Below are 24,722 nucleotides of genomic sequence, written 5' to 3'. Positions count from 1 at the left end.
CAAGTGGCTGGACGACACCATCGGCCTGCGCGCAGGCATGGGATGAGGGGAAAGGGATGCTCCCGATGACGAATGTGCGTGTACCGGATATCGCGTCATGAATGCGCAACCCGGACACATCAACCGCCGCGTGCTGATCGTCGACGATACGGCATCGATCCATGAGGATTTCGCGAAAATCCTCATGCCGGCCACGGTTGCAGATGACAGCCTGGACGAGACCGAGAACCTGCTGTTCGGCGATCCGTCCTCTGCTCCCGTCGCACCGAAGAACCGCTTTGAGCTGGACTCGGCCTATCAGGGCCGCGAAGCGCTGGACAAGGTGAAAGCCGCCCTGGCCGCCGGGCGCCCCTACGCCATGGCCTTCATCGACATGCGCATGCCGCCGGGCTGGGACGGCCTGGAAACCATCGAGCGGCTGTGGCAGGTCGACCCCAGGCTGCAAGTGGCCCTGTGTACCGCTTATTCCGATTACTCCTGGGAGGACATTGACCAGCGACTGCCCCTGACCGATCGCCTGCTGATCCTGAAAAAACCCTTCGACGCGATTGAAATCCGGCAGATGGCCAGTGCCCTGACCGTCAAATGGCAAATGACCGAAGACGCCGCACTGAAGATGAACCTGCTGGCCCGCACGGACGGCCTGACCGGGCTGGTCAACCGGGCCACGCTGATCGAGCGTCTGCATCAGGCCTTCGCCGCCGCTCGCCGTGGGGGCACGCCCTTCGCGGTGTTTTATCTGGATCTGGATCACTTCAAGCGCATCAACGACACCCTGGGTCATCCGGTCGGCGACCTGCTGTTGCAGCAAGTGGCGCAGCGGATCAAATCCGGCGTGCGGGAAAACGACGTGGTGGCGAGGCTGGGCGGTGACGAGTTCGCGATCCTGCAGCTGGATGTGAGTGATCCGACCCAGTCCGCTACCGTTGCCGCCAAGATCCGCGATGCACTGGCGCAGCCTTACCACTTGACGGGCAATGCCGTGCACACCTCCGTCAGTCTCGGCATCTGCCTCTACCGGCCCACAAGTCTGGATGCCGACAGCCTGCTGGCCGGCGCCGACATGGCGCTGTACCGCGCCAAGGAAACCGGGCGCAATCAGTACCAGTTCTACTCCGAGCAAATCACCCGGGAAGTGGCCGAGCGCATGACCCTTGCCGAAGAGTTGACGACAGCGCTCATTCAGGGAGGGCTGAAGCTCGATTACACGCCGGAAGTGGACATGCACAGCGGCAAGATTCTCGGCATGGCCGCGCAGGTCAAATGGCAACATCCCAGGCTGGGTCTGCTGCCGGCGTCGGCCTTCGTACCGGCAGCGGAAAAGACCGGTGCCATCATCCCGCTCGGTCGCTGGATACTGGATCACGCCTGCTGGCAGATGCGCCAATGGCAAAACGAGGGCGTGGCGCCTCCGGTGATGGCGATCAGAATTTCCCTGGCGCAACTCAAGAGCGGGCCCGAGCTCATCTATGACGTGCTGCGCACCACCGCCCGCTGGGAGCTTGCGCCGTGGGACCTGCGGTTCGATGTCACCGAAGCGACCCTGGCCCAGACCAAATGGACCCATAACGATGTGCTGCCACGCCTGAGCGAGTTAGGGGTAAAGATCGCCATCGACGATTTCGGCACCGAATACTCATCGTTCGATTACCTGAAAACCTACCGGGTCAATCACCTCAAACTCTCCCAATCCCTGATCGACAGTGCGGCACAGGATGAAGGCAGCGCCAATACCCTGCGAGCGATCGTCAATTTCGCCCGGGATCTGGCGATCGACATCAGCGCCGAAGGCGTCCAGCCGGACGATCAGGGCACTACCCTCGCATCCTGCGCACCACTGAAAAACGTGCAAGGCCTTTGCCTGCGCGAAGCTGTCAGCCCTGAGCAGGCCGCCCGACTGCTGAAGGACGGGAGTGTGGCCGTCCCGCTGCCCAGGGAGGATGAAGGATGAAAACACCGTCCCCTCAGACCAACCGGCGCATTCTGATCGTCGATGACACCCCGGCGATCCATGCCGACTTTCGCAAGATCCTCACCCCGGACACCCACGGTGAAACAGATCTGGACACGCTTGAGCAAACGCTGTTCGGCACCCGTCAATCGCCGCATCTGACGTTCCAGCTGGACTCCGCCTATCAGGGCCAGGAAGCACTGAAACTGGTGCAAAACGCCCTGGACGAAGGCCGGCCCTACGCCCTCGCCTTCACCGACATGCGCATGCCGCCCGGCTGGGATGGTCTGGAAACCATCGAAAAACTCTGGGCGGTCGACCCCAACCTGCAAATTGCGCTGTGCACCGCCTATTCCGACTACAGCTGGGAGGCCATGGCCGAACGGCTGGAGTTCGGCGATCAGTTGCTGATCCTGAAGAAGCCGTTCGACACCCTGGAAATCCGTCAGATGGCCAATGCCCTGACCTGGAAATGGCAACTGGCTCAGGACGCGGCGCTGAAAATGCTCAACCTTGAGCAGACCATCGAAGCCCGCGTGCATGAATTGCTCAAGGTCTCGCGCCTGTTGCAGTACGACAGCCTCACGGGTCTGCCCAACAGCACCTTGCTCGGTGACCGTCTGACTCAGTCGCTGGCCGTCTGCCGGCGCCATGACAAACAACTGGTGGTGATGTTTCTCGGGCTGGATCGCTTCAAGCGCATCAACAATGCCCTGGGTCATCCGGCGGGCGACGAGATGCTCAAACGGGTCGGCCAGCAATTGCTGGCCTGCGTGCGCGAATCGGACTCGGTCTTTCGCTATGGTTCCGACGAGTTCGTGGTGCTGCTCAGTGACATCAAGCACCCGCAGCAGTCGCGCAGCATCGCCGAGAAACTACTGAGCGCGATCCGTGTTCCACAGACAATCGTCGGGCATGACGTGAGCATCACGGCCAGTCTGGGCATCAGCTTCTATCCCGACGACGGGCTCGAGGCCATCGAGCTGATCAAGAAAGCTGAAACGGCCATGCGCAGCGCCAAGGAAAACGGGCCGAACGAGATCGGCTTCTTCATCGAAGCCATGAACCAGCGCGCGCGCGAACAGCAAGGCATCGAATCGGGTATTCGCCAGGCCCTGCAACGCAACGAATTCGTCCTGCATTACCAGCCGAAAATCGAGCTGGCCAGCGGCCGGGTGGTCGGCGCCGAGGCGTTGGTGCGCTGGCAGAAACCGGGGCATGGCTGGGTCTATCCCTCGGAGTTCATCCCGGTGGCCGAAGACAGCGGCCTGATCGTGCCGCTGAGCAAGTGGGTGCTGGCCGAGGCCTGTCGGCAGACCCGGGACTGGCAGCAGGCAGGGTTGCCGCCGATCCGCATGTCGGTCAACACCTCGGCCATCGACTTTCGCCAGCGTCACTTCGTCGAGGGCATCGAGCAGGTGCTGGCACAGACCGGACTGGATCCCCGTCTGCTGGAACTGGAGATCACCGAAGGCGTGCTGATGCAGAACGTCGACGCGACGATGAGCGCGCTGAACCGGCTGAAGGCGCTGGGCGTGCGGCTGGCCATCGACGACTTCGGCACCGGCTATTCCAGCCTGAGCTATCTGCGCCGGTTTCCCATCGATGTGCTGAAGATCGATCAGTCGTTCATTCGCGGTCTGAGCCACGACAGCAGCGATGCGGCGCTGGTCGGCGCGATCATCGGCCTGGGCAAGAGCCTGAATCTGAACGTCATCGCCGAAGGGGTGGAGACCGCGCAAGAGTTGGCGTTCCTCAAGGATCACCACTGTGAGGAAGGCCAGGGCTACTACTTCAGCAAAGCCTTGCCGGCGGACGCCTTTGCCCGATTGCTGGCGTCCGCTCAACCTGGTCCGTGGGGCGTTTCATGAATCGCCCGGCGTTGTTTCTACTGTTCGCTCTATGCGCAAACACCATCGCCGCGCCGCTGGACGAGCCGCTCAAACCCTTGCCGACCATCCCGCCACAAGACCCGAAACGGGTGGAACTGGGACGTCAGTTGTTCCATGACCCGCGGCTGTCGATCAACAACACGCTGTCCTGCGCCAGTTGCCATCTGCTGGACAAAAACGGCGCCGACTCCCGCGCCTTCTCCAACGGGTTCGATGGGCAGCCGGTGACCGTCAACACACCGACCGTGTTCAACGCCAGCCTCAATTTCCGCCAGTTCTGGGACGGTCGCGTCGAAACCCTGGAAGAACAGAGCAACGTCGTGATCACCAGCCCCCACGAAATGGGCAGCGACTGGAACACCGTGGTGCAACGGATCGCCGACGACACCGCCTATCGTCAAGGCTTCAGCGCTGCCTATCCCGACGCCGTGACCCGGGCCAATATCCAGAGCGCCCTGTCCGCCTTCGAGCGCACGTTGCTCACGCCCGGTTCGCGCTTCGACCAATACCTGCTCGGCAACACCGACATCCTGACCCTGGAAGAAAAGTACGGCTACCAGCGTTTCAAGGAGTACGGCTGCATCGCCTGCCACCAAGGGGTGAACATCGGCGGCAACATGTTCCAGAAATTCGGCGTGTTCGGTGACTACATCGCCGACCGCGGCAACCCGACGGTGGCCGACCAGGGGCGCTTCAACATTACCGGCGACGAAGCCGATCGCGCCGTGTTCAAAGTGCCGAGTCTGCGCAATGTCGCCCTGACGGCGCCGTACTTCCATGACGGCTCGGCGCCCACCCTCGAGCGGGCCGTTGACGTGATGTTCCAGTACCAGTTGGGGCGCATGCCCAGCGAAGAAGACAAGACCCTGATCGTGCTGTTTCTCAAGACCCTGACCGGCCAGTGGGAGGGCAAGCCATGATGAAGGTTTCACGCCGTGTCAGCCTGCTGTTGCTCGGTCTCGTCACCGTGCTGCTGGCCTCGATCCTGGTGTTTCTGTACCTGAAATCCGGTTCCGAGCAGACGACGGCCTATACCGAATCCCGGGATCTGATCCGCCAGATCAAGCAACAGGATTCACTCTGGGAAAACGAAATTCTCAAGGCGCGAGTGGCGCTTTCACACAATTACGATCCGTTGATTTCGCCGATGACCGAAATGAACCGTTTGTGGGAACGCTTCGACACCATGGAGTCCGGCCACGGGCGCAGCGACTCGAAACAATGGAACGAGGCCCACGACCGTTTTCTCAAGGCCATGCAGGAAAAGACCCGGCTGGTGGAGCAGTTCAAGTCGCACAACGCCTTGTTGCGCAATTCCCTGGCGTTTCTGCCCACCGCCGAAGATGACATTCAGGCGCAACTGGCTGGCCTGTCCGACCTCGACAAGCTCCAGGTGCAGAACATCGCCACCGACACCTACGACCTGCTGCTCAGCGCCCTGGAGTTTTCCCAGGTCACCTCCGACGACAAGGCCGCCGATATCGTGCTGGGCTTGAACAAACTGGCGGTCAACGCACAACGCCTGCCCGAGGATTTTCAGGCCCCGATCAGGATTCTGAGCAATCACATCGCCCTGATCCTGCGCGAACAGCCGATCGTCAACGGCTTGCTCGACAGCATCGAAGCGGTCCCCGTGGCCGAGCGTCTGGACAACATCACCACCATGCTCAACCAGGATCAGCAACAGGCCGAAAAAATCGACCGTAAATATCACTTCTATCTGCTGCTGTTCTCGGTCCTGCTGATGCTGTCGCTGCTGTGGCTGGCCATCCGTCTGATCCGCAGTTTCGCTGAGATCAACCGGGTCAACGCGGCCCTGCAAACCGCCAACGATGTGCTGGAGCAACGGGTCGACGAGCGCACCCGGGAGCTCAAGAACGCCCAGAGCGAACTGCTCGACGCCGCGCGCCAGGCCGGCATGGCCGAAATCGCAACCAACGTGCTGCACAACGTCGGCAACGTGCTCAACAGCGTGAATATCTCCTGCGACCTGATCTCGCGCAAACTGCGCAGCAGCAAGACTCTGGGGCTGGGCAAGGCCATGCAACTGATCAACGAACACCCGGACGACCTCGGCCATTTCCTCAGCGAAGACGCCAAGGGCAAATTGCTGCCCGGCTACCTCAATCAACTGGTCGGCGCCATCGCTCAGGAACAGCAGGAGATGGTCGACGAGCTGAACCAGATGAACAAAAGCGTCGATCACATCAAGGACATTGTCGCCACCCAGCAATCCTATGCCGGGGCCAACAGCCTGACCGAGCCGCTGTACATCAACGAGCTGCTCGAAGACGCGCTGCGCATGAACGCCGGCGCCCTCACCCGGCACCACGTCACGGTGGTCAAGGAATACGCCGAAGTCCCCCAGGTGATGGGCGACAAACACCGTTTGCTGCTGATCCTGATCAACCTGATCAGTAACGCCAAGTACGCGATGTCCGACCTGAGCAACCGCCCGCGCACCATGACCCTGGGGGTAAAGATCGTCGATGACCGTTTTCTGGAAATCAGCGTCAGGGACGATGGCGAAGGCATCGCTGCGGAAAACATGACACGGATCTTTGCCCACGGTTTCACCACCCGCAAGGAAGGCCACGGCTTCGGCCTGCACAGCTGCGCGCTGGCGGCCATCGAGATGAACGGCCACCTCACCGCCCACAGTGACGGGCCGGGACTGGGCGCCTTGTTCACCCTGCAGATTCCGCTGATCACCGTAACGGAGAACGCATGAGCGAGCTGTCGAACCGCCGCATCCTGCTGATCGATGACATGCCGTCGATCCACGAGGACTTTCGCAAGATCCTCGCCCCGGCGCCGGCGCACTCGGCAAAACTGGACGAGATGGAAGCCGCCCTGTTCGGCGTGCCCGCCAAACCCCGGCGAGCGCCCTTCGAGCTGGACTCGGCCTACGGCGGAGAAGAAGGCCTGGCCAAACTCAACCTGGCTCTGCAGGAGCAATGCCCGTATGCACTGGCCTTCGTCGACATGCGCATGCCGGACGGCTGGGACGGGGCGCGCACCATCGAAGAGCTCTGGAAGCAGGATCCGCAGTTGCAGGTGGTGGTCTGCACCGCCTATTCCGATTACTCCTGGGACGAATTGCTGGATCGTCTGCACGCCCATGACCGACTGCTGATCCTGAAAAAACCGTTCGACAACATCGAAGTCCAGCAGATGGCCAACACCCTGCTGACCAAGTGGCAGATGACCGAACGTGCGTCCCTGCAGATGCATCACCTGGAACATCTGGTGGATCAGCGCACCGCCCAGTTCCGGCAGGCCAGTGAAGCCTTGCAGCGGGAAATCGATGAGCGCAAACAACTGGAAGGCCAACTGGTGCAGTCGGAAAAACTCGCCTCGCTGGGTCAACTGGCCGCCGGGGTCGCCCATGAAATCAACAACCCGATCGGCTTCATTTCCTCCAACCTCGGCACGCTCGACGGCTACTTCCAGCAACTGCTGGCCATGCTCGACGCCTATCACACCGCCGGGCAGAACTTGCCCGCCGAAGCCGCCGCGCCGTTGCAGCAATTGCGCGAGCACCTGGAGCTGGACTATCTGCTGGAAGACATCCCGACGCTGATTCGCGAATCCAAGGAAGGCATTGGCCGGGTCGGACAGATCGTCCGGGATCTCAAGGATTTCTCCCGGGTCGACAGCCATCAGCAATGGCAGTGGGCCAATCTGCAACAGGGCATCGAATCGACCCTGAACATCGTCGCCGGCGAGCTCAAGTACAAGGCCGATGTGATCAAGGAATATCAGGATCTGCCGGACATCGAATGCCTGCCTTCGCAGATCAATCAGGTCATCATGAATCTGGTGGTCAACGCGGCGCAGGCCATGGGCCCGGAGCGCGGCACCATCACCCTGCGCACCAGTGTGCAGGGCGAAACGGCAATCATCGAAGTGGCCGACACCGGTTCGGGCATCGCCCCCGAGACCTTGCAGAAAATCTTCGACCCGTTCTTCACCACCAAACCGGTGGGCCAGGGGACAGGCCTGGGCCTGTCCCTGTCGTATGGCATCGTGAAGAAACACGGCGGCGATATTTCCGTGCGCAGCACGTTGGGCGCCGGCACGACGTTCCGTGTGCAGTTGCCGTTGCGCCAGACCCGCCCGGCGGCCTGATGCCGGGTCAGGCGGTTTCCTGGAAATCCATTTCCGGCGGCTGCCGGCGAAAGCCACCCGTGAGCACCGCCAGGTACACCACGCCAATCGCCAGCCAGCTCAGGCCCAGATACACCGCCAGGTGATCGAGGCTGACCATCAGCCACAGATCCGCCGCCAGGCCGATGAACGGGAAGATCAGGAACAGGATCAACTCGCGCAGGCCTTTTTTCTCGCCGCCGATCCAGTAGTGAAAAATCACCGACAGATTGACCAGGCTGAACGCCAGGAACGCGCCGAAGTTGATGAACGAGGTCGAGGTGGTCACGTCGAGTTTCAGGGCCAGCAAAGCCACCACCGCGCAGAGCAGGATGCTGTTGACCGGCGTACCAAAGCGCTCGTGCAAGGTGCCGAAAAATGACTTGGGCAACACGCCGTCGCGGCCCATCGCAAACAACAGCCGCGAACCGCTGGCCTGCGCCGACAGGCCCGAGGCGAACTGGCCGACGATCAGGCCGATCAGGAAGATCGACACGAACAGATCGCCGCCGATGTTGCGCGCAATCTCGTAGGCCGCCGAGTCGACGCTGTCGAACTGGAACGACGGATGGGCGATCTGCACGAAGTACGAAACACCGACGAAAATCAGCCCGCCGATCAGGGTGATCAACATGATTGCCCGAGGGATGGTGCGGCGCGGATCACGGGTTTCTTCGGTCAAGGTGCTGACCGCATCAAAACCGAGGAACGAGTAACAGGCAATGGCCGCGCCGCTCATGATCAGCGGCATCTGCATGTCGCCGTTGAAGAACGGTTTGATCGACCACAACGGCTGGCTGGCATCGCCGCCGACGTAATGCACGCATAACGCAACGAAGGCGATCAGCACCAGAAACTGCACCAGCATCAGCAAGGCGTTGATGCCATTGGCCAGTTTCAGACCGATGATGTTGATCGCACTGGTGATGCCGATGAACGCCAACACCCAGATCCATTGCGGGATCGACGGGAACGCCGACGCGAGGTACGCGGCGCCGATCAGCCAGATCGCCATCGGCAGAAACAGATAATCGAGCAGCACCGCCCAACCGGCGATGAAGCCGAGTTTCGGGCTGATGGCCTTTCGCACGTAGCTGTAGGCCGAGCCGGCCACCGGGAACGCGGCAGCCATGCGCCCGTAACTCATGGCGGTGAAGAACATCGCCACCAGCGCCGCCAGATAGGCGGCGGGCACCCTGCCGGCGGTGGACTGGGCGAGGATGCCGAACGTGCCGAGGACAATGATCGGCGTCATGTAGGCGATGCCGAACAGCACCACCGACCCCAGCGAAAGGGTGCGTTGCAAACGAGCCATGGGCGACTTACTCCGGATTTTATTGGATTTATGGCAGAGGCCGAGTTCGGCGAATGTTTCGGGTGTTGCTGATCGTTCCCACGCTCTGCGTGGGAACGATCAGGTACAACGGGTCAAGGGATCAGCAGCTCACGTACTCCCGAAGCGTGCTCAACCACCTCCCCCGGCAACCTCAAACGCTGATCATCCAGATAGCGATAATCCTTGCGCGCCAGCTCCAGCTGAGCGAAATCCAGCTCGACACTGAACCGCCCTTCCTCACGCCCGGCCTCGAACAGCAGCGTGCCCAGCGGATCCACCAGCGCACTGCCGCCGGCAAACAGCAACCCGTCATCCCCGGCTTCCACACGGTTGACCATCAGCGCAAACGCCTGGTTCTCCTGGGCGCGGGCCATGATCGCAGTGCGGTGGGTCGGGCCGTACGGGTCCATGTTGCCGTTGGTCACGATCAACAATTGCGCGCCCAGTTGTGCCAGGGCACGGGCCGACTCGGGGAACTCGATGTCGTAGCAGATCAGCAGGCCGACCCGCACGCCGTTCCACAGGCAGGTGGCGTAACGATCACCGGCCTCGAACACGCCGCGGTCCGACGCCCAGAGATGGGTCTTGCGGTATTTCAGGGCGATGCCTTCAGGGGTAATCAGCAGCGTGGTGTTGTAGAAGCGGCCGTTGTCGTTCTCGGCCATGCCGATCACCACGGCGAGATTGCGTTCGCGGGCGGCAGCCTGCACCGCGCTCACAGTGGGGCCGTCTAGCGGCTCGGCAATCTGCGCCACGGTGGCGGCGGTCGGGAAGCCCATCAGGTGGGTCTCGGGAAACACGATCAATTGCGTGTCGGCCGGGCACCCGGCAATCGCCGCCAGGGCGCGTTCGAGGTTGTACGCCGTGTCTTTGTCACGGCCCGCCAGTTGAGCGAGTTCGACTTTCATGGGGAGTCCTTGTTATGAGCGCCGGGTGCCGAAAGATTGCCCGGCGGCTGTCTGTGGGCCAGTATGCTTCGCATTCGACCGGCCCGGGAATTACGCGGCCGGGGTAACCCGATAGGGGTAGAGGCATGACTGTTTCGTTTGACGACATCACCTGGCACCGCGCCGTCGGGCAGTTGATCGACGCCCTCGACAAGCCGAATTTCTGGGCGCAACTGGTGCGCCTGCTCGACCAGTACGTCCCGTTCGATAGCTGGGTGGCGCTGCTGTTCAGCGCCGACCGCCACCCGCAGGTGTTCGCCGAATGCCCCGGCGCGGACGGCAGCCCCGACCAGTTGTTTCAGGATTACCTGCGCGGTCTGTACCTGCTCGACCCGTTCTACATTGCCTGCCGCGAGCAATCGCGCACCGGGTTGTATCGCCTGTCGGAGGTGGCGCCGGAGCACTTCGAACTGACCGAGTATTACCAGCGATACTTTCGTCTGAATGTGGTGGCCGACGAAATCCAGTTCAATTGCCAGCTCGAAGGCGACCGCACGCTGTGCCTGTCGCTGGGCAGCCAGCAACGCTTCACCGGCGAGCAGATTGCCCTGTTGTCACTGATCCAGCCTTGGGTGCTAGGCCTGTTGCGCCAGCGTTTGCCCTATGAAATCAACGAAACCGTGGCCTTGGCCCCGGCGCCTGCGCAACCGGACTGGCGGGTGCAGCTCGAAGCGTCGGTGCAGCAGCTCAAGGGCGCGCAACTGACCGCCCGGGAAGTGGACGTCGGGCGCCTGATGCTCAGCGGTTGCTCCAGTAAAGAAATCGCCCGTAAGCTGGAAATCTCTGTTGAAACCGTGAAAGTCCATAAGAAACACATGTACAGCAAGCTGGGGATCAAATCCCAGTCGGAGCTGTTTTCGATCTTTCTGCAGGCGCAGAACGCCTGACTGCCGCAAAAAACCGTCCGAACCAAGGAAACCGTATGAGCCTGTCACTCCTGAGCCGCTACGCCTTCTTTGCCGTCTGCGTGATGTTCACCCTCGCCAGCCTGCCCTTTCTCGAACACGACTGGCTGTGGCCGATCACTGCCGTCACCGGCGTATTGAGCCTGATCGGTCTGTTCGACCTGCTGCAGAGCCCCCACGCGGTGCGCCGCAATTATCCGATCCTGGGCAACATCCGTTATCTGGTCGAAGGCATCCGCCCGGAAATCCGCCAGTACCTGCTGGAATCCGACAGCGACGCCCTGCCCTTCTCCCGCGCCCAGCGTTCGCTGGTGTACTCGCGGGCCAAGAATGAAACCGCCGACAAGCCGTTCGGCACCCTGATCGACGTCTATCAATCCGGTTTCGAATTCATCGGCCACTCGATGCGCCCGGCGCCGCTGAGCGATCCGAGCAGTTTTCGCGTCACCGTCGGTGGCCCGCAGTGCACCCAGCCGTATTCGGCATCGGTATTCAACATCTCGGCCATGAGCTTTGGCTCACTCAGTGCCAACGCGATCCGCGCGCTGAACCAGGGTGCGAAACTCGGCAACTTCGCCCACGACACCGGCGAAGGCAGCATCAGCCCCTATCACCGCGAACACGGTGGCGACCTGACCTGGGAACTGGGCAGCGGCTACTTCGGCTGCCGCACCAGCGACGGCCGTTTCGACCCGGAACGTTTCGCCGCCCAGGCGCAGACCCCGCAAGTGCGGATGATCGAAATCAAGATGAGCCAGGGCGCCAAACCCGGCCACGGCGGGATTCTGCCCAAGCACAAGGTGACCCAGGAAATCGCCGACACCCGCGGCATCCTGATGGGCGAAGACTGCATCTCGCCGTCCCGCCACAGCGCGTTCTCCACGCCGATCGAGATGATGCAGTTCATCCAGCAACTGCGTGAGCTGTCCGGCGGCAAACCCGTGGGCTTCAAGTTTTGCCTCGGTCACCCGTGGGAGTTCATGGGCATCGCCAAGGCCATGCTGGAAACCGGCATCCTGCCGGACTTCATCGTGGTCGACGGCAAGGAAGGCGGGACCGGCGCCGCACCGGTGGAGTTCACCGACCACATCGGCGTGCCGATGCGCGAAGGTCTGTTGTTCGTGCACAACACGCTGGTCGGTCTGAACCTGCGCGACAAGATCAAGCTCGGCGCCAGCGGCAAGATCGTCAGTGCCTTCGACATCGCCAGCGTGCTGGCCATCGGCGCCGACTGGGCCAACTCGGCGCGCGGCTTCATGTTCGCCATCGGCTGCATCCAGTCGCAAAGCTGCCACACCAACAAATGCCCGACCGGCGTCGCCACTCAGGACACCCTGCGCCAACGGGCACTGGTGGTGCCGGACAAGGCCCAGCGGGTCTACAACTTCCATCGCAATACCTTGAAGGCGCTGGCGGAAATGCTCGCCGCCGCCGGCCTCGATCACCCGTCGCAACTGTCGGCCAAACATTTGGTGCGGCGCATGTCGGCCACCGAAATCAAACTGTTCTCGCAGCTGCATGTGTTCCTGAAACCGGGGGAATTGCTCACCGGGGAAGTGAACGGCGAGTTCTACTCGCGGATGTGGCAGATGGCACGGGCGGACAGTTTCGAACCGCAGGAAATCGCGGCGGCCTAGATTCTGAACGGTCACCATTGCAACAAGCGACCGTGGGGCGGCTCCTTCATCACGATGAAGCCGTAGTCGCCAATCAGGTAGAGGCGGTAATAGAGGCTGTCCACCAAGGGTGGATAGCCCATCAGACCGACATGGGTCGCGTTGCGCCGCTCGCGCTCCGCGACCACGTTGGTGATGCCGGCCGAAGGCAGGTTTTCGGCGAGCATGAAATAGTCGATATTCAGCAGGTAACGCAGCACCGGCAGTTGTTTAAACGTACCCTGCGCACTCACAAGCCAGCGGTCGGAGTACGTCACCGAGATATAAATCCGTTTGGCTTCACGCAGTTCGCGATGGGATGAGATGTCATGGCTGAGGCTGTAGAGAGCACTGCTGGCGAGAGCTTTCTCCATCATCAGCACCCGGCCATAAGCGAAGGACAACGACAGCGTGGCCAGAAGCGGAATCGCCAACACCAGAGGCAACCGTTGATGCAGCGGCATCAATCCCACCCATGCCAGATAGAACAGCAACATCAACAGCACGCCGAACCCCATCAGGGTGCGCGCACCGTCGTTGAAGTCGCGAAACAGCAGCGTCATGCCCGGCACCAGCAGCACTATCAACGGCAACGCCAGCAGACAGCTGAAGCTCAAGAGCAAGCCCTTGGCGCGGGACATGTTGCGCTCGCGAATCCGCCGTCCCACTTGCACGGCGCCGAACACGGCACACAGCACCAGCGCAATAAAAACCATCGTGTAGCCGCCGTGAAACAGCAGCTCAACTTTCTCCATCACCCGACCGATATTGATGCCGATCTGCAGCAACGGATCAGCGCTCACCTTCAGCAATTGTGTGCGTCCGTGGTCAGTAAACGGATAGGCCGTAACGCTGTAGATCAACACCGCCAGCAGCAGTTGCGCCAACCGCCAGCCCGACCGGCGCCAGAGTTCATCCCACGGCACTCGCTGGTGAACATTGCGCAGCAGCTCCAGGCAGCACAACCCGAGAAACACATTGAGGCTGATCTGATACAGCCCGATCGCCAGCGCCAGCAAAACAGACGGCACCAGCCATCGCTGAATGTGTGAAGCAGCGCAAAACGTGATCGCGTAAATCACCGCGACCAGGCTCAGGGCCGTGCCGGCCCCGTCGTATTGATAGGAGAGATTCTGCAGCAGGAACGGGTTGTACCAGAGCGGCAACGGCACCAGACAACAGGCCAGGGTCGGTTCGGGGAAATAGTCGAAGGTCAGCCGCGTGAGGGCCAATGACATGCCGACAGAGGCGAATAAAAGAGGCAGAGGAAAAATATTCGGCGCAGCGCCGGTGAAGGTCAGCGCCTGATACAGCCAGTCCATGAACAGCCGCCCCTGCCCCGCCCAGGCGTTGCCCGCAGCCAGGGTGCGCCAGTTGTCGTCGATGTAGGGAAAGTCGGCAAGGATCAGCGGGAGGATATACAGCAGCGTGGCGAGCAGGAAGAACAGCACGACCTGACGGCGGCCGAGTTCTCGTACGAGAAAATCGCTGATCCTCATTTCAGTGCCTCCGTCACTGTGATGCTGAAGCCGACAGTGATAGAGCTTGGAACATGACTCTGAATCAGAAGTCGTTTTTTGCAGCGTTTTCAGACCAGCGGCGTCAACCTCACCGTCATGAAAAAGCCCCGGACGTTCGACCGGGGCTTTCGAGTTTCAGCGCTGAAAAATTACGAAGCCGAACGCACCGCGCCCTGGGACGCATCGTTCGGTTGCAGCTTGAACACGTAGAACAAAACCGTCAGCAGCACCAGGAACGCCGGGCCGACATACAGCGCCACACGAGTGTCCGGGAAGTAAGCCATCAGGCCCACCACCAGCACCAGGAACGCCAGCGCCAGGTACGAGCTGACCGGGAACAGCCACATCTTGTACTTCAGCCCGGCCCGTTCGCTGGCGCTCAGGCCTTTGCGGAATTTGAGCTGGGCCAGCAGGATCATCACCCAGGTCCAGATCGCGCCGAAGGTGGCGATCGACGTCACCCAGACGAAGACTTTTTCCGGTACCAGATAGTTGAGCAGCACGCCCAGCAGCAGGGCGAAAATCGACAGCAGCAACGCCCGACGCGGCACGCCGTTGCTCGAGGTGCGAGCGAAGCCGGCCGGCGCCTGGCCGTTCTGCGCCAGGCTGTAGAGCATGCGCCCGGTGCTGAAGATGCCGCCGTTGCACGACGACAGCGCTGCGGTAATCACCACAAAGTTGATGATGCCGGCGGCGGTCTTGATGCCCAGGCGTTCGAAGGTCATCACGAACGGGCTGCCCTGGGTGCCGATTTCGTTCCACGGGTAGATCGACAGGATCACGAACAGCGCGCCGACGTAGAACAGCAGGATCCGCCAGAACACCGAGCCGATCGCATTCGGAATGGTCTTCTGCGGGTTCTTCGCTTCACCGGCGGTCAGGCCGATCATCTCCACGCCGAGGTAGGCGAACATCACCATCTGCAGGGACATCAGTACGCCCGTCACACCATTGGGCATGAAGCCGCCGTGGGCCCACAGGTTGGAAATGCCCAGCGCCACACCGTCGTTGCCGAAACCGAACGCGATGATGCCGACACCGCCAATGACCATCGCGATGATGGTGACGATCTTGATCAGAGCGAACCAGAACTCGAATTCACCGAAGGCCTTGACCGCGATCAGGTTGATCGAGCCCATGCTGAGCAGCGCCGCCAGCGCCCAGATCCAGCGCGGAACATCGGGGAACCAGATGCCCATGTACACCGCCACTGCGGTGATTTCGGCAACACAGGTCACCAGCCACAGGAACCAGTAGTTCCAGCCAGTGAGAAAACCCGCCAACGGGCCGAGATAATCCTGTGCGTAACGGCTGAATGAGCCGGCGACCGGGTTGTGCACGGCCATTTCGCCGAGGGCGCGCATGATCACCAGGATCGCCAGACCGCCGATGATGTAAGACAGCATGATCGCCGGGCCGGCCATTTCGATGGCCTTGGCCGAACCGAGAAACAGACCGACACCGATGCAGGCACCGAGCGCCATCAGGCGAATATGCCGTTCACCGAGTTCGCGTTTGAGCGGGCCGCCTTGTGCGGTGTCGCCATGGGGCGGGTGATTGCCGACTGGCATGGGGGACTTCCTCGTCTTGTTATTGGATTGACCACCGAGTGTTCAAACGTTGGCCGATAGGCCTGCGTCTGGGTAAAACCGGCCCTGCTTCGTGGGCAGGACCGTCCCGCAAAAGCAACCTGCGGGATCAGCGGGGCGTGCAGTATAAAAAGCTTGCGACAGGTTTTTTCACTCTATAAGGCATCTGATTCAGACGTAAAACTCGTCAAATACACGGTTTACGAGACAAACCATCCTGCATTTCGAGGATTATTCACCGCACAAATGGGCGCCGAGTATTGCACAGCAATGGTGCAACGTCATGCGGTGGCCGGCCATGAAGATTTGTTCAGGCGCCGCTTGATCCCTGTCCTTCACAATTTTTTCACCGACGCCAAGCACCGACTAAGCTTCAGACAAGTCCGATCAATCTGCGTGAATGGATCAATCGACTATGGGCGCTTTGTGGCAAACCGATTCGAGTGAAAAAGTGGTTCCGACTGAACGTATGGATGAAGCGCCTGTACCTGAAAAACCCCGTCGTAACCGGCATGGGTGGAAGGCTTTCTGGCTCCTGTTGGTGATCATCGCGATTGTCGTGGGCCTGGCCGCAATGAAAGAAATGCGCACCTCGCGTTTTCAGTCCCGCGAGGTCAGCCAGTACGCCGCCAAACTCAAATACGAATTGCAACCGGGGCCCAGCGAAGCGATCCGCTATCCGGGCAACGGGCCGTTTGACCTGCGTCTGGGCTACAGTTCGCTGGACGAGTTCCTGCCACGGCTGATCAAGCGCAACTACGTGATCACCGAGCAGACGCGCTTCTCCCCGGCCCTGCTCAACTACACCGACAAGGGCCTGTTCGTGCCCTTTCCCGAGAAGATCCAGGCCGGGCTGTCGATCACCGATTGCCGCGCGGCGCCGCTGTATCAGTACAACTACCCGCAGCAGTTGTATCCCAGTTTCGAGTCGATCCCCCCGGTGGTGGTCAACAGCCTGTTGTTCATCGAAAACCGGTTCCTGCTCGACCCCAGGCAACCGCTGGCGAACCCGGCGGTGGACTGGCCGCGCTTCGGCATGGCGGCCTGGTCGCAGGTTGCCAAGCTGCTGCATTTGCCTGGCCAGTCGGCCGGCGGCAGCACCCTGGCCACCCAACTTGAGAAATACCGTCATTCGCCCGATGGCCTGACGGTGTCCGGCGCCGAGAAAATCCGCCAGATGATTTCCGCCAGCGTGCGCGCCTATCAGGGCGGTCCGGACACCTTGCAGGCGCGGCAGAACATCATTCGCGACTACCTCAACAGCGTGCCGCTGTCGGCGGTGCCGGGGCATGGCGAAGTGCACGGCATGGCCGAGGGCCTGCGGGTCTGGTACGGCGCCGACTTCAACGAAGCCAACCGCAAACTCTCCAGCTCGGCGACCGATCCGCAATCCATGGCGGAGAAAGGTCTGGCCCTGCGCGAAATGCTCTCGCTGATGATCGCCCAGCGCCGTCCTTCGCATTACCTGACCAAGGGCCGCGAAGAACTGGTCGAACTGACCAACAGCCACTTGCGCCTGCTCAAACAGAACGGGGTGATCGACGCCGCCCTGGCCGATGCGGCACTGGCCAGCACCATCAGCTATCGCGACTGGCAGACTCAGCCGACGATTCAACCGATCGAAACCAACAAGGGCATCACTGTCGCCCGCAGCCGGCTGGCGTCGATGCTCAACCGTCCGCTGTACGACCTTGACCGCCTCGACCTGTCTGCCACCAGCACCCTGCAAGGCCAGCTGCAAACCCAGGCCACCGCCTACCTGAAACGACTGGCCGACCCGGCCTACGCGACCGAAGTCGGCCTGATGGGCGAACGCCTGCTCACGCCCACCAGCACCGCCCAGGTGCGCTACAGCTTCACCCTGTTCGAGCTGACGCCCGACGGCTCCCGCGTGAGGGTGCAGACCGACAGCACCGACCAACCGTTCGACATCAATGAGGGCAGCAAACTGGAGCTGGGCTCCACTGCCAAGATGCGGGTGTTGACCACCTACCTGCAAATCATCGCAGAGCTGCACGACAAATACGCCGCGATGAGCCTGCCGGAACTGAAGAAGGTCGAGGTCCCTGATCAGGATCGCCTGAGCCGGTGGGTGATCGATTACCTGATCCAGAACAAGGATCACGATCTGTCGAAAATGCTCGGCGCCGCCCTCGACCGCAAATACTCGGCCAGTCCCGGTGAAGCTTTTTTCACCGGTGGCGGGCTGCACACGTTTCATAATTTTCGCAAGGAAGACAACGGCCGCCTGCCGACCCTGCGCGATGCCCTGCGCGAGTCGATCAACCTGCCGTTCATTCGCCTGATGCGCGACCTGGTGCGCTACAGCACCTACTCCGGCCCGAACAACAGCGCCGAACTGCTCAAGGACGACCGCGACCCGCGACGTCAGGAATACCTCGCCTCGTTCGCCGACCGTGAAGGCACCGCGTTCCTGCTCAAGTTCTGGAAAAAATACCGGAACAAGAACACCCAGGCCCGGCTCGATACCTTTCTCGACAGCATGCGCCCGACCCCGATCCGCATGGCCGCCGTGCACCGTTATCTGCTGCCCAATGCCAGTCAGGAAGACTTCAACACCTTTGTGCGCTCGCACCTCAAGGGCGTCAAAATCACCAAAAAACTCACCGACGAACGCCTCGAACGGCTCTACCTGGCCTACGGCCCCGGCACCTACGACCTGCCGGATCAGGGCTTCATCGCCAAGGTCCACCCGCTGGACCTGTGGATGATCGGCTACCTGCTCAACCACCCCGATGCGACCTTCAAGGACATCGTCAAGGCCAGTCAGTTCGAGCGTCAGGAGGTCTATAGCTGGCTGTTCAAGAGCAAGCACAAGGGCGCCCGCGACAGCCGGATCCGCACCATGCTGGAGATCGAGGCGTTCCTCGACATCCATCAGCGCTGGCGGAAAGTCGGCTATCCGTTCGATCACCTGGTGCCGTCGCTGGCCACCGCCATCGGCAGCTCCGGCGACCGCCCCGCTGCACTGGCCGAGCTGATCGGCACCATCCTCAACGACGGTGTGCGCATGCCGACCCTGCGCATCGACAGCCTGCACTTTGCCGCCGGCACGCCCTACGAAACCAGACTGGTCAATGACCCTCACGTCGGCAAACGGGTGATGCCATCGGAAGTCGCTACCGCGATGCGCGAAGCGCTGTCGCAAGTGGTGGACTCGGGAACGGCCAAACGTGTTTCCGGCAGTTTCAAACTGGCCGATGGAACACCGCTGACCATGGGCGGAAAAACCGGCACTGGCGACAACCGGATCGAAGCAATCGGCTCCGGCGGACGGATTCTCAGTTCGAAGTCGATCAACCGCACTGCCACTTTCGTGTTCTACATCGGCGACCACCATTTCGGCACGCTCACGGCGTACGTTCCGGGGCGCTCTGCGGAGAACTTCAAATTCACCTCGGCCCTGCCGGTGCAGGTACTCAAGGGCATGGCACCGATCCTGATGCCATACCTGCAACCGGGCAGCGACTCGCAATGTCTGACACCCGAGGCTCCGGCGGTGGCGTCCTTGAACGCCCGGGCACCTGGCCCGGAGTGAATTACGCGGGGTGTTAACTATTTGTTTTATATATTCCAATATTCAATCAACCGACGCTGAAAACAGCAGTCCGGCAGCAAGCTTTTAAACTAATCATTCCCGGCCCTGAACGTTAGCCTTGAAACTCCTGACTGATTCAAGGCTTTAGCAATGACTGCAATAACTGAATACAAAGGGCAACATTACGACTTGATTAAGTCACACATCGATTCCGCTTTTCTGGATATGCAACTGCATCGAAGTCATGCACTCAGGCGAGCGCCCCGACGCAGTGCAGCGTGGATAAGCGAGGCGGATCCCAGACACATCGAGCGTATCAACAGCGCCAACAAGACGGCCTGGAGTGCGCAGAACAAGATCGACAGGCTGCTGGCGAAACTGCAGGACATTGGTGCATTCGCCGAACCGTTGCTGAAGGCGAAACTGCTTGAAAGATTCAACGTCAATGTCGACGTTAAAAATACGTTCCTGCGTTTATATATTCCCAAGGAAAGCAACTGGTGGGTCATTCAGATTGCACCGGGTTATACCGCAAGAACAGTTTCCCTGCTGGATGCGGCACTGCACAACTTTGCCTATGACGAAACATTCGAGAAAGACTCCGCGTTCATTGAAAAGACCGATGCGGCGCGTGAGCTTTTCGATATTTCACCGATCGACAAAATCATCAGTGTGAGCCAGTTCCAGGCACTGTGCAGGGAGCTGGACATCGGCGCGCAATACAAGGCCCACCTTGAAGACTATCTGCTCAACAAGGAACCGGTCGCCCAGGCCTGGCTGAAATTGCATGTACAGCGCAGCCAGCAAGCGGCGCTCAAGGCGGCGGCGCACATTGCGCTGGCGAAAAAAGACATTGGCCGGCAGGCCCATCTGCTCATCCACGACCTGCTCGAAGGGCGGCCGCACCTTAAGCTGGGTGAGCAAGCCATGACAGTCTGTGAGCTGGGCATGATGGATCTGAACCTCACCGGAATCCTGATCATCCGACCGGATCCCGACCAGAAGCAGCACGCGCAGACCATGATCGCCTACGTGCCCCATGATCCCGAGCACCCGCTCAAGGAGTACGCCTCGACAATCGAATTCATGAACGAGCTGAGCCGACAGTTGAGAGACAACCAGACCGCACAGTCCAGCGGCTTCACGTATCGCCAGTTCTTCAGCCAGTTCGTCGATCACGAGCAGCGCGGCCATTTCTTTGCCGGGCTTGAACAACGGCTCACCGTCGTCAAATGGTACCCAAAGGATCGAGGCGACCCGCGCCCGTCCTGGCGTAAAACGCCTGTGGACAAACCACAGCTGCAATTCAGCGCGCCCCCGATCACTGAACCGCTGTGGACGTATCTCTATCAGCAACAACTCAACAAGATCCTCAACGATGCGCGAGTCATCGCAGTGTCCACTGCGGACGCAGACAGCCGCGCACGCTGGGCCTGGTGGGAAAACTTCAAGAAAATCGCTTCGGACATCTTCAACGTGGCGCTGCTGGTGCTGACCCCCTTCGTACCATTGCTGGGCGAAGCCATGCTGGCCTACACCGTGTATCAGATCGTCAACGAAGCGGTCGAGGGCGTCTGGGACCTGATCGAAGGGCACTACGTCGAACTGGGCGAGCATGTCATGGGCGTGACCATCGATGTCCTGCAACTGGCAGCCTTTGCTGGCGGTGTAACGATCGGCAATGCATTCAAGCTCAAACTGTCGTCCCTCGTCGAAGGCATGAAACCGGTGCGGTCGAACGACGGCAAGATGCGTCTGTGGCACCCGGATCTCAGGCCTTACGAGCAACCGGAGCCGGCGTTGCCACAGACATCAAAACCCGACGCCCTTGGCCTGCACCATCATTCGGGCAAGACCCTGCTGCCTATCGAAGGCAAATGCTACGAAGTGCAACTCGATCCGAAAGGCAAGACACATCGCGTCGTTCACCCGACACGCGCCCAGGCCTACCGGCCCGAAGCGCGTCATAACGGCCAGGGTGCCTGGGTCCTGGAAGGCGAGACACCGCAAGACTGGGAAGGAACGAGACTGATGCAGCGGCTGGGCCACTTCGCCGAGGGCTATAGCCACGCCGAACTGGAAAAGCTGCGCAGCATCAGCGGCACCCCCGACAACTCGCTGCGCCGCCTGCATGTCGACAATGCCGCACCGCCTCCGTTGTTGGCAGACACCCTTGCCCGCTTCAGGACCTGGGACCGCGTCCGTGACATGAGTCACCGGGTGCGCACGGGGCAACCGCTGCCCGCCGATTCGTTCTGGTTCGAGACCATCGCCCCGGGCTTGCCGGGATGGCCCGCCAACAAGGGTTTGAGAGTCTATGAAAACGCGGATCTGAGCGGGGGGTTTCGCCAGTACGGTCACCCGGACGCTACCGCTGAAAACACGCTGCACATCAGCCTGGCTGACATGATGAGCGGCCAGTTGCCCGAACGGCTGACGGCGTTTCTGGGTGAACCGGACATGGCCGCGCTGCTGGGCAGGCCCTATCCCCGCGACCGGCAGGTACAGGCTTTGCGCGACACACTGGCGCGAGTCGTGGAAACCCGGACACCCGAGATTTTCGAATACGAGTACCGACTCCAGGACCGATCCGACGATCCACAGGTGCGCCTGCTGCAAAGCGAATTCCCACAACTGCCGTCCTCGGTGGCTCGTCCGTTACTGGAACAGGCAACGGACGGCGAACGACGGATCATGGCCGAACAACACCGGATCCCGCTGCGCGTGAAGAACATGGTTCGCGAAAGCGCTTTCGAAACCCGGGCGACGCGCGCCGCCGAGGGTCTGCATGAACCGGCGCTGCTGAAAACCGATACCGAACGGCTCATCCTCAATACCCTGAAGATTCACACCGACACCTTCGAAGATCTGCGTATCGATGTGCGAGACGGAACCCCTGACGGTCCTCTGCGCACCAGCGCCGGCCCCGAGAGCGCCGGTACGCTGCGTACACTGATCAGGGACGAGCGTGGCCGCTACGAAGTGTTCGACGACGCTCACCGAAAACGGCATGAGGCCCATGACTTCTATCGCGCGACCCTGCTCGCGCTGCCCGAGGACAAACGTGCTGCGCTGGGTTATCGCACTGATCAGGGGGAAATGTTCAGACAGTGGATCGTGGCCAAGACCGCACCGCCGAGCGAACGTCGAACCCTGCTCGCCCGCCCGCCCCTGCGCGCCGTTGCGCCGCGACAGACCGAACTGCTGGTACGAGGCCCTGGATTGTCAAAGGTCCTCTGGCCGTTCGCGGAAAAAACCGTCGAAACCAAAGTGAAGGAGATGTTTGCGCACTTCGATGAAAGCGAGGTGGCCGCATTCACTCGCTCATTGCACGCCAAAGGCGACCCTCACCAGCAAATCGAGCGGCTCAAACAGGAGCGCCAGGGCCTGAAACAAAAACTGGAGGATTGGCGCCAGCGTTATCTGCAGGACTATGACCCGGATGACGGCGGACGCCTGCCGGACGCCTATTGGGATTACGAACGCAAGGGCGGCAGGTTCATCGCCGAGCGTCTGATGGCGTGCTTCGAAAGAAAGTCCGAAGCATTCGGTGAGCGCAGTAGCAGCCTGGAAGGCGGTTATACCCTGGACCTGTCCACGGAGGTCCTGCCGCGCGACCTTGAACGCTGGTGGAAACAGATGCCGGATCTCAAACCCTGGCTGGAGCAGATCACCACGGTCAATCTGGACGGGCAGCAGTTCTCTCCCGGTCCCCGCGGCCTGCTCAAGGACTTGCCCAACCTGCAACAGATCAGCGCCAGACACTGTGGTCTGAAAACCCTGCCCGACAGCATCGGCCAGCAGCCTCGGCTCAAAACCTTGCGCCTGAGCGACAATATGATCGAGCTGACACCGCGCGCCATCGAGCAACTGCAAAACCTGAAACACCTCGAAGTCCTCAGGCTGGACAACAACCCGCTGGGTGACCCGCCGCTCATCCACCGCATGCCGAAGCTCAAGGTATTGAACCTGGCCAATACGGATGTGAACGACTGGCCACTGGGACTGTTCAGCCTTGCGCGGCCCAAGGGCTTTTTTCTCGATCTGCGAAGAAACTGGATCCGCTCGATGCCCGACGTTGCTCCCGGCTCGGACAAGGCCTTCCTGATCGCCCGCACCCGGATCGATGTTGAAAAACTGTCTCCGGCGTTGCGCCAGTCATACGAGCTGTACCGCGAATCCGTGGGCATCAGTCCGACAGTCGCCTATCAGCCGCCCGCAGAAGACCTGATGAAACGCTGGTCACCAGCCGATGATGCGTCCCTGTACAGTGAATCTCCCGGTACCGGTGTCCATCGGCCGGAAGCCTGGCATGACCTGGTGAACGAACCGCAATCCGACGGTTTCTTCAGAGTGCTGGAAAGACTCACCCAATCGGCCGATTACCGGCAGGGAGGGCGCGCGAAAGCGCAACTCACCGATCGTGTGTGGCGCATGGTCAATGCCATCGATATCGACACCGCGTTACGCGAGGAACTGTTCCTCATGTCCACCGACCCCGAAGGTTGTGCAGATGCCGGTGCGCAACTCTTCAACAACATGGGGGTGAAGGTGCTGGCTTCGGAAGCCCGACACTTTTCAATCAGCGCCGGCGAGGTAGAAGGCAAACTGGTGACGCTGGCCAAAGGTTCTGCGCGCCTTGAGCAGGTCGCCGGGATTGCACGGGCCGACATCAGGAAACGAGCGGGCGATCCCGACCAGGTCGAAGTTCACCTGGCTTATGAAACCGGGCTCGCCAAGCGCCTGGAACTGCCATGGCAATCGGAAGCCATGAGATTCCGCCCGACTGCCGGCGTCACGGATTCGACCATCAACAGGGCGTACACCACGATCATCGAGGCGGAAGCCGGCGACGGTCTGGTGAACCAGATGATCGAACAGCCGTTCTGGGAGCAATACTTGCGCAAGCAGTACCCGAGTGATTTCGCCCGAAACACCGACCATTATCAGGACAGACTGGAGCTGTTGTCCTTGACCAAAGAATGGCAGGAAGCACAAAGCCAGGGCCAGGAATCGGCCGAGCTGCTCAAGCGGCTGGTCAAGCTCGCCGAAAAACTCTCCATCCCTCTGGATGAAGTGCTGGCCGGCGAGGAGATGAGCCAGGCGGTATTCGAGAGCCGGCAACGGGACATCGGCTATCAGGAGCGCGAACTGAGCAGGCGTCTGACCCGCGAGGCCATGGCTCGGGCCGGCATCTGACGCCCCCCCCCTGAAGGCAA

The 24,722-nt window shown here is 60.9% G+C and carries 13 protein-coding genes; 9 read left to right on the top strand and 4 right to left on the bottom strand.

Features of this window, described 5'->3' with window-relative positions; genetic code table 11:
* Window positions 1–97 precede the first annotated feature (97 nt).
* From L6D81_RS17850 to L6D81_RS17830, 5 genes are read left to right on the top strand one after another with little or no spacing between them, the layout of a single operon-like run.
* Complete coding sequence (locus L6D81_RS17850) at window positions 98–1,951, top strand: EAL domain-containing protein (RefSeq protein ID WP_236181270.1); 1,854 nt, start codon at window positions 98–100, stop codon at window positions 1,949–1,951.
* Window positions 1,948–3,822 carry a putative bifunctional diguanylate cyclase/phosphodiesterase gene (locus L6D81_RS17845; RefSeq protein WP_236181269.1) on the top strand — a complete coding sequence of 625 codons (1,875 nt, stop codon included), beginning with the start codon at window positions 1,948–1,950 and terminating at the stop codon, window positions 3,820–3,822. The genes L6D81_RS17850 and L6D81_RS17845 overlap by 4 nt, the downstream gene beginning before the upstream one ends.
* On the top strand, window positions 3,819–4,763 hold the full coding sequence (locus L6D81_RS17840; RefSeq protein WP_236181268.1) for a cytochrome-c peroxidase: 945 nt from the start codon (window positions 3,819–3,821) through the stop codon (window positions 4,761–4,763). Before L6D81_RS17845 ends, L6D81_RS17840 begins: the two co-directional genes overlap by 4 nt.
* Window positions 4,760–6,574, top strand: a complete 1,815-nt coding sequence (locus tag L6D81_RS17835; protein ID WP_373874311.1) for a DAHL domain-containing protein — start codon at window positions 4,760–4,762, stop codon at window positions 6,572–6,574. Before L6D81_RS17840 ends, L6D81_RS17835 begins: the two co-directional genes overlap by 4 nt.
* Complete coding sequence (locus L6D81_RS17830) at window positions 6,571–7,974, top strand: ATP-binding protein (protein WP_236181267.1); 1,404 nt, start codon at window positions 6,571–6,573, stop codon at window positions 7,972–7,974. Before L6D81_RS17835 ends, L6D81_RS17830 begins: the two co-directional genes overlap by 4 nt.
* A 7-nt stretch (window positions 7,975–7,981) precedes the next feature.
* On the opposite strand, the gene L6D81_RS17825 is transcribed toward L6D81_RS17830, so the two are convergent.
* Both L6D81_RS17825 and L6D81_RS17820 read right to left on the bottom strand, forming a co-directional pair.
* Window positions 7,982–9,307 (bottom strand): APC family permease, encoded by a 1,326-nt coding sequence (locus L6D81_RS17825; RefSeq protein WP_236181266.1) that lies wholly within the window; start codon window positions 9,305–9,307, stop codon window positions 7,982–7,984.
* Window positions 9,308–9,420: 113 nt separating this feature from the next.
* Window positions 9,421–10,236: a carbon-nitrogen hydrolase family protein gene (locus tag L6D81_RS17820; RefSeq protein WP_236181265.1), complete on the bottom strand. Its 816-nt coding sequence runs from the start codon at window positions 10,234–10,236 to the stop codon at window positions 9,421–9,423.
* Window positions 10,237–10,361: 125 nt separating this feature from the next.
* On the opposite strand from L6D81_RS17820, the gene L6D81_RS17815 reads away from it, so the two are divergent.
* The gene (locus L6D81_RS17815; RefSeq protein WP_236181264.1) at window positions 10,362–11,162 is read left to right on the top strand and encodes a helix-turn-helix transcriptional regulator; all 801 of its coding nucleotides are present in this window, start codon (window positions 10,362–10,364) and stop codon (window positions 11,160–11,162) included.
* A gap of 35 nt (window positions 11,163–11,197) precedes the next feature.
* Window positions 11,198–12,817, top strand: coding sequence for an FMN-binding glutamate synthase family protein (locus tag L6D81_RS17810; RefSeq protein ID WP_236181263.1), 1,620 nt, complete (start codon window positions 11,198–11,200; stop codon window positions 12,815–12,817).
* A gap of 11 nt (window positions 12,818–12,828) precedes the next feature.
* Here the strand turns inward: L6D81_RS17810 and L6D81_RS17805 are convergent, their stop codons facing one another.
* On the bottom strand, window positions 12,829–14,334 hold the full coding sequence (locus L6D81_RS17805; protein WP_236181262.1) for a glucosyltransferase domain-containing protein: 1,506 nt from the start codon (window positions 14,332–14,334) through the stop codon (window positions 12,829–12,831).
* Between the two features lie 170 nt (window positions 14,335–14,504).
* Window positions 14,505–15,926, bottom strand: coding sequence for an amino acid permease (locus L6D81_RS17800; protein ID WP_236181261.1), 1,422 nt, complete (start codon window positions 15,924–15,926; stop codon window positions 14,505–14,507).
* Between the two features lie 433 nt (window positions 15,927–16,359).
* On the opposite strand from L6D81_RS17800, the gene L6D81_RS17795 reads away from it, so the two are divergent.
* Entirely contained in the window at window positions 16,360–19,503 is a 3,144-nt protein-coding gene (locus L6D81_RS17795) for a transglycosylase domain-containing protein (protein WP_236181260.1), read from the top strand.
* 150 nt (window positions 19,504–19,653) lie between these two features.
* Entirely contained in the window at window positions 19,654–24,702 is a 5,049-nt protein-coding gene (locus tag L6D81_RS17790) for an NEL-type E3 ubiquitin ligase domain-containing protein (RefSeq protein WP_236181259.1), read from the top strand.
* Window positions 24,703–24,722: the final 20 nt, after the last annotated feature.

The organism is Pseudomonas sputi (assembly GCF_021603585.1).
GTDB lineage: Bacteria > Pseudomonadota > Gammaproteobacteria > Pseudomonadales > Pseudomonadaceae > Aquipseudomonas > Aquipseudomonas sputi.
The sequence above is the reverse complement of the archived record's forward strand: the minus strand, read 5'-3'. Positions and strand labels throughout refer to the sequence as shown.

Bases quoted from the DNA above. Each gene is read 5' to 3' on its own strand.
- L6D81_RS17810 (WP_236181263.1), top strand. From the start codon at position 11,198: ATGAGCCTGTCACTCCTGAGCCGCTACGCCTTCTTTGCCGTCTGCGTG.
- L6D81_RS17850 (WP_236181270.1), top strand. From the start codon at position 98: ATGAATGCGCAACCCGGACACATCAACCGCCGCGTGCTGATCGTCGAC.
- L6D81_RS17820 (WP_236181265.1), bottom strand. From the start codon at position 10,236: ATGAAAGTCGAACTCGCTCAACTGGCGGGCCGTGACAAAGACACGGCG.
- L6D81_RS17795 (WP_236181260.1), top strand. From the start codon at position 16,360: ATGGGCGCTTTGTGGCAAACCGATTCGAGTGAAAAAGTGGTTCCGACT.
- L6D81_RS17805 (WP_236181262.1), bottom strand. From the start codon at position 14,334: ATGAGGATCAGCGATTTTCTCGTACGAGAACTCGGCCGCCGTCAGGTC.
- L6D81_RS17790 (WP_236181259.1), top strand. From the start codon at position 19,654: ATGACTGCAATAACTGAATACAAAGGGCAACATTACGACTTGATTAAG.
- L6D81_RS17825 (WP_236181266.1), bottom strand. From the start codon at position 9,307: ATGGCTCGTTTGCAACGCACCCTTTCGCTGGGGTCGGTGGTGCTGTTC.
- L6D81_RS17845 (WP_236181269.1), top strand. From the start codon at position 1,948: ATGAAAACACCGTCCCCTCAGACCAACCGGCGCATTCTGATCGTCGAT.
- L6D81_RS17800 (WP_236181261.1), bottom strand. From the start codon at position 15,926: ATGCCAGTCGGCAATCACCCGCCCCATGGCGACACCGCACAAGGCGGC.
- L6D81_RS17830 (WP_236181267.1), top strand. From the start codon at position 6,571: ATGAGCGAGCTGTCGAACCGCCGCATCCTGCTGATCGATGACATGCCG.
- L6D81_RS17815 (WP_236181264.1), top strand. From the start codon at position 10,362: ATGACTGTTTCGTTTGACGACATCACCTGGCACCGCGCCGTCGGGCAG.
- L6D81_RS17835 (WP_373874311.1), top strand. From the start codon at position 4,760: ATGATGAAGGTTTCACGCCGTGTCAGCCTGCTGTTGCTCGGTCTCGTC.
- L6D81_RS17840 (WP_236181268.1), top strand. From the start codon at position 3,819: ATGAATCGCCCGGCGTTGTTTCTACTGTTCGCTCTATGCGCAAACACC.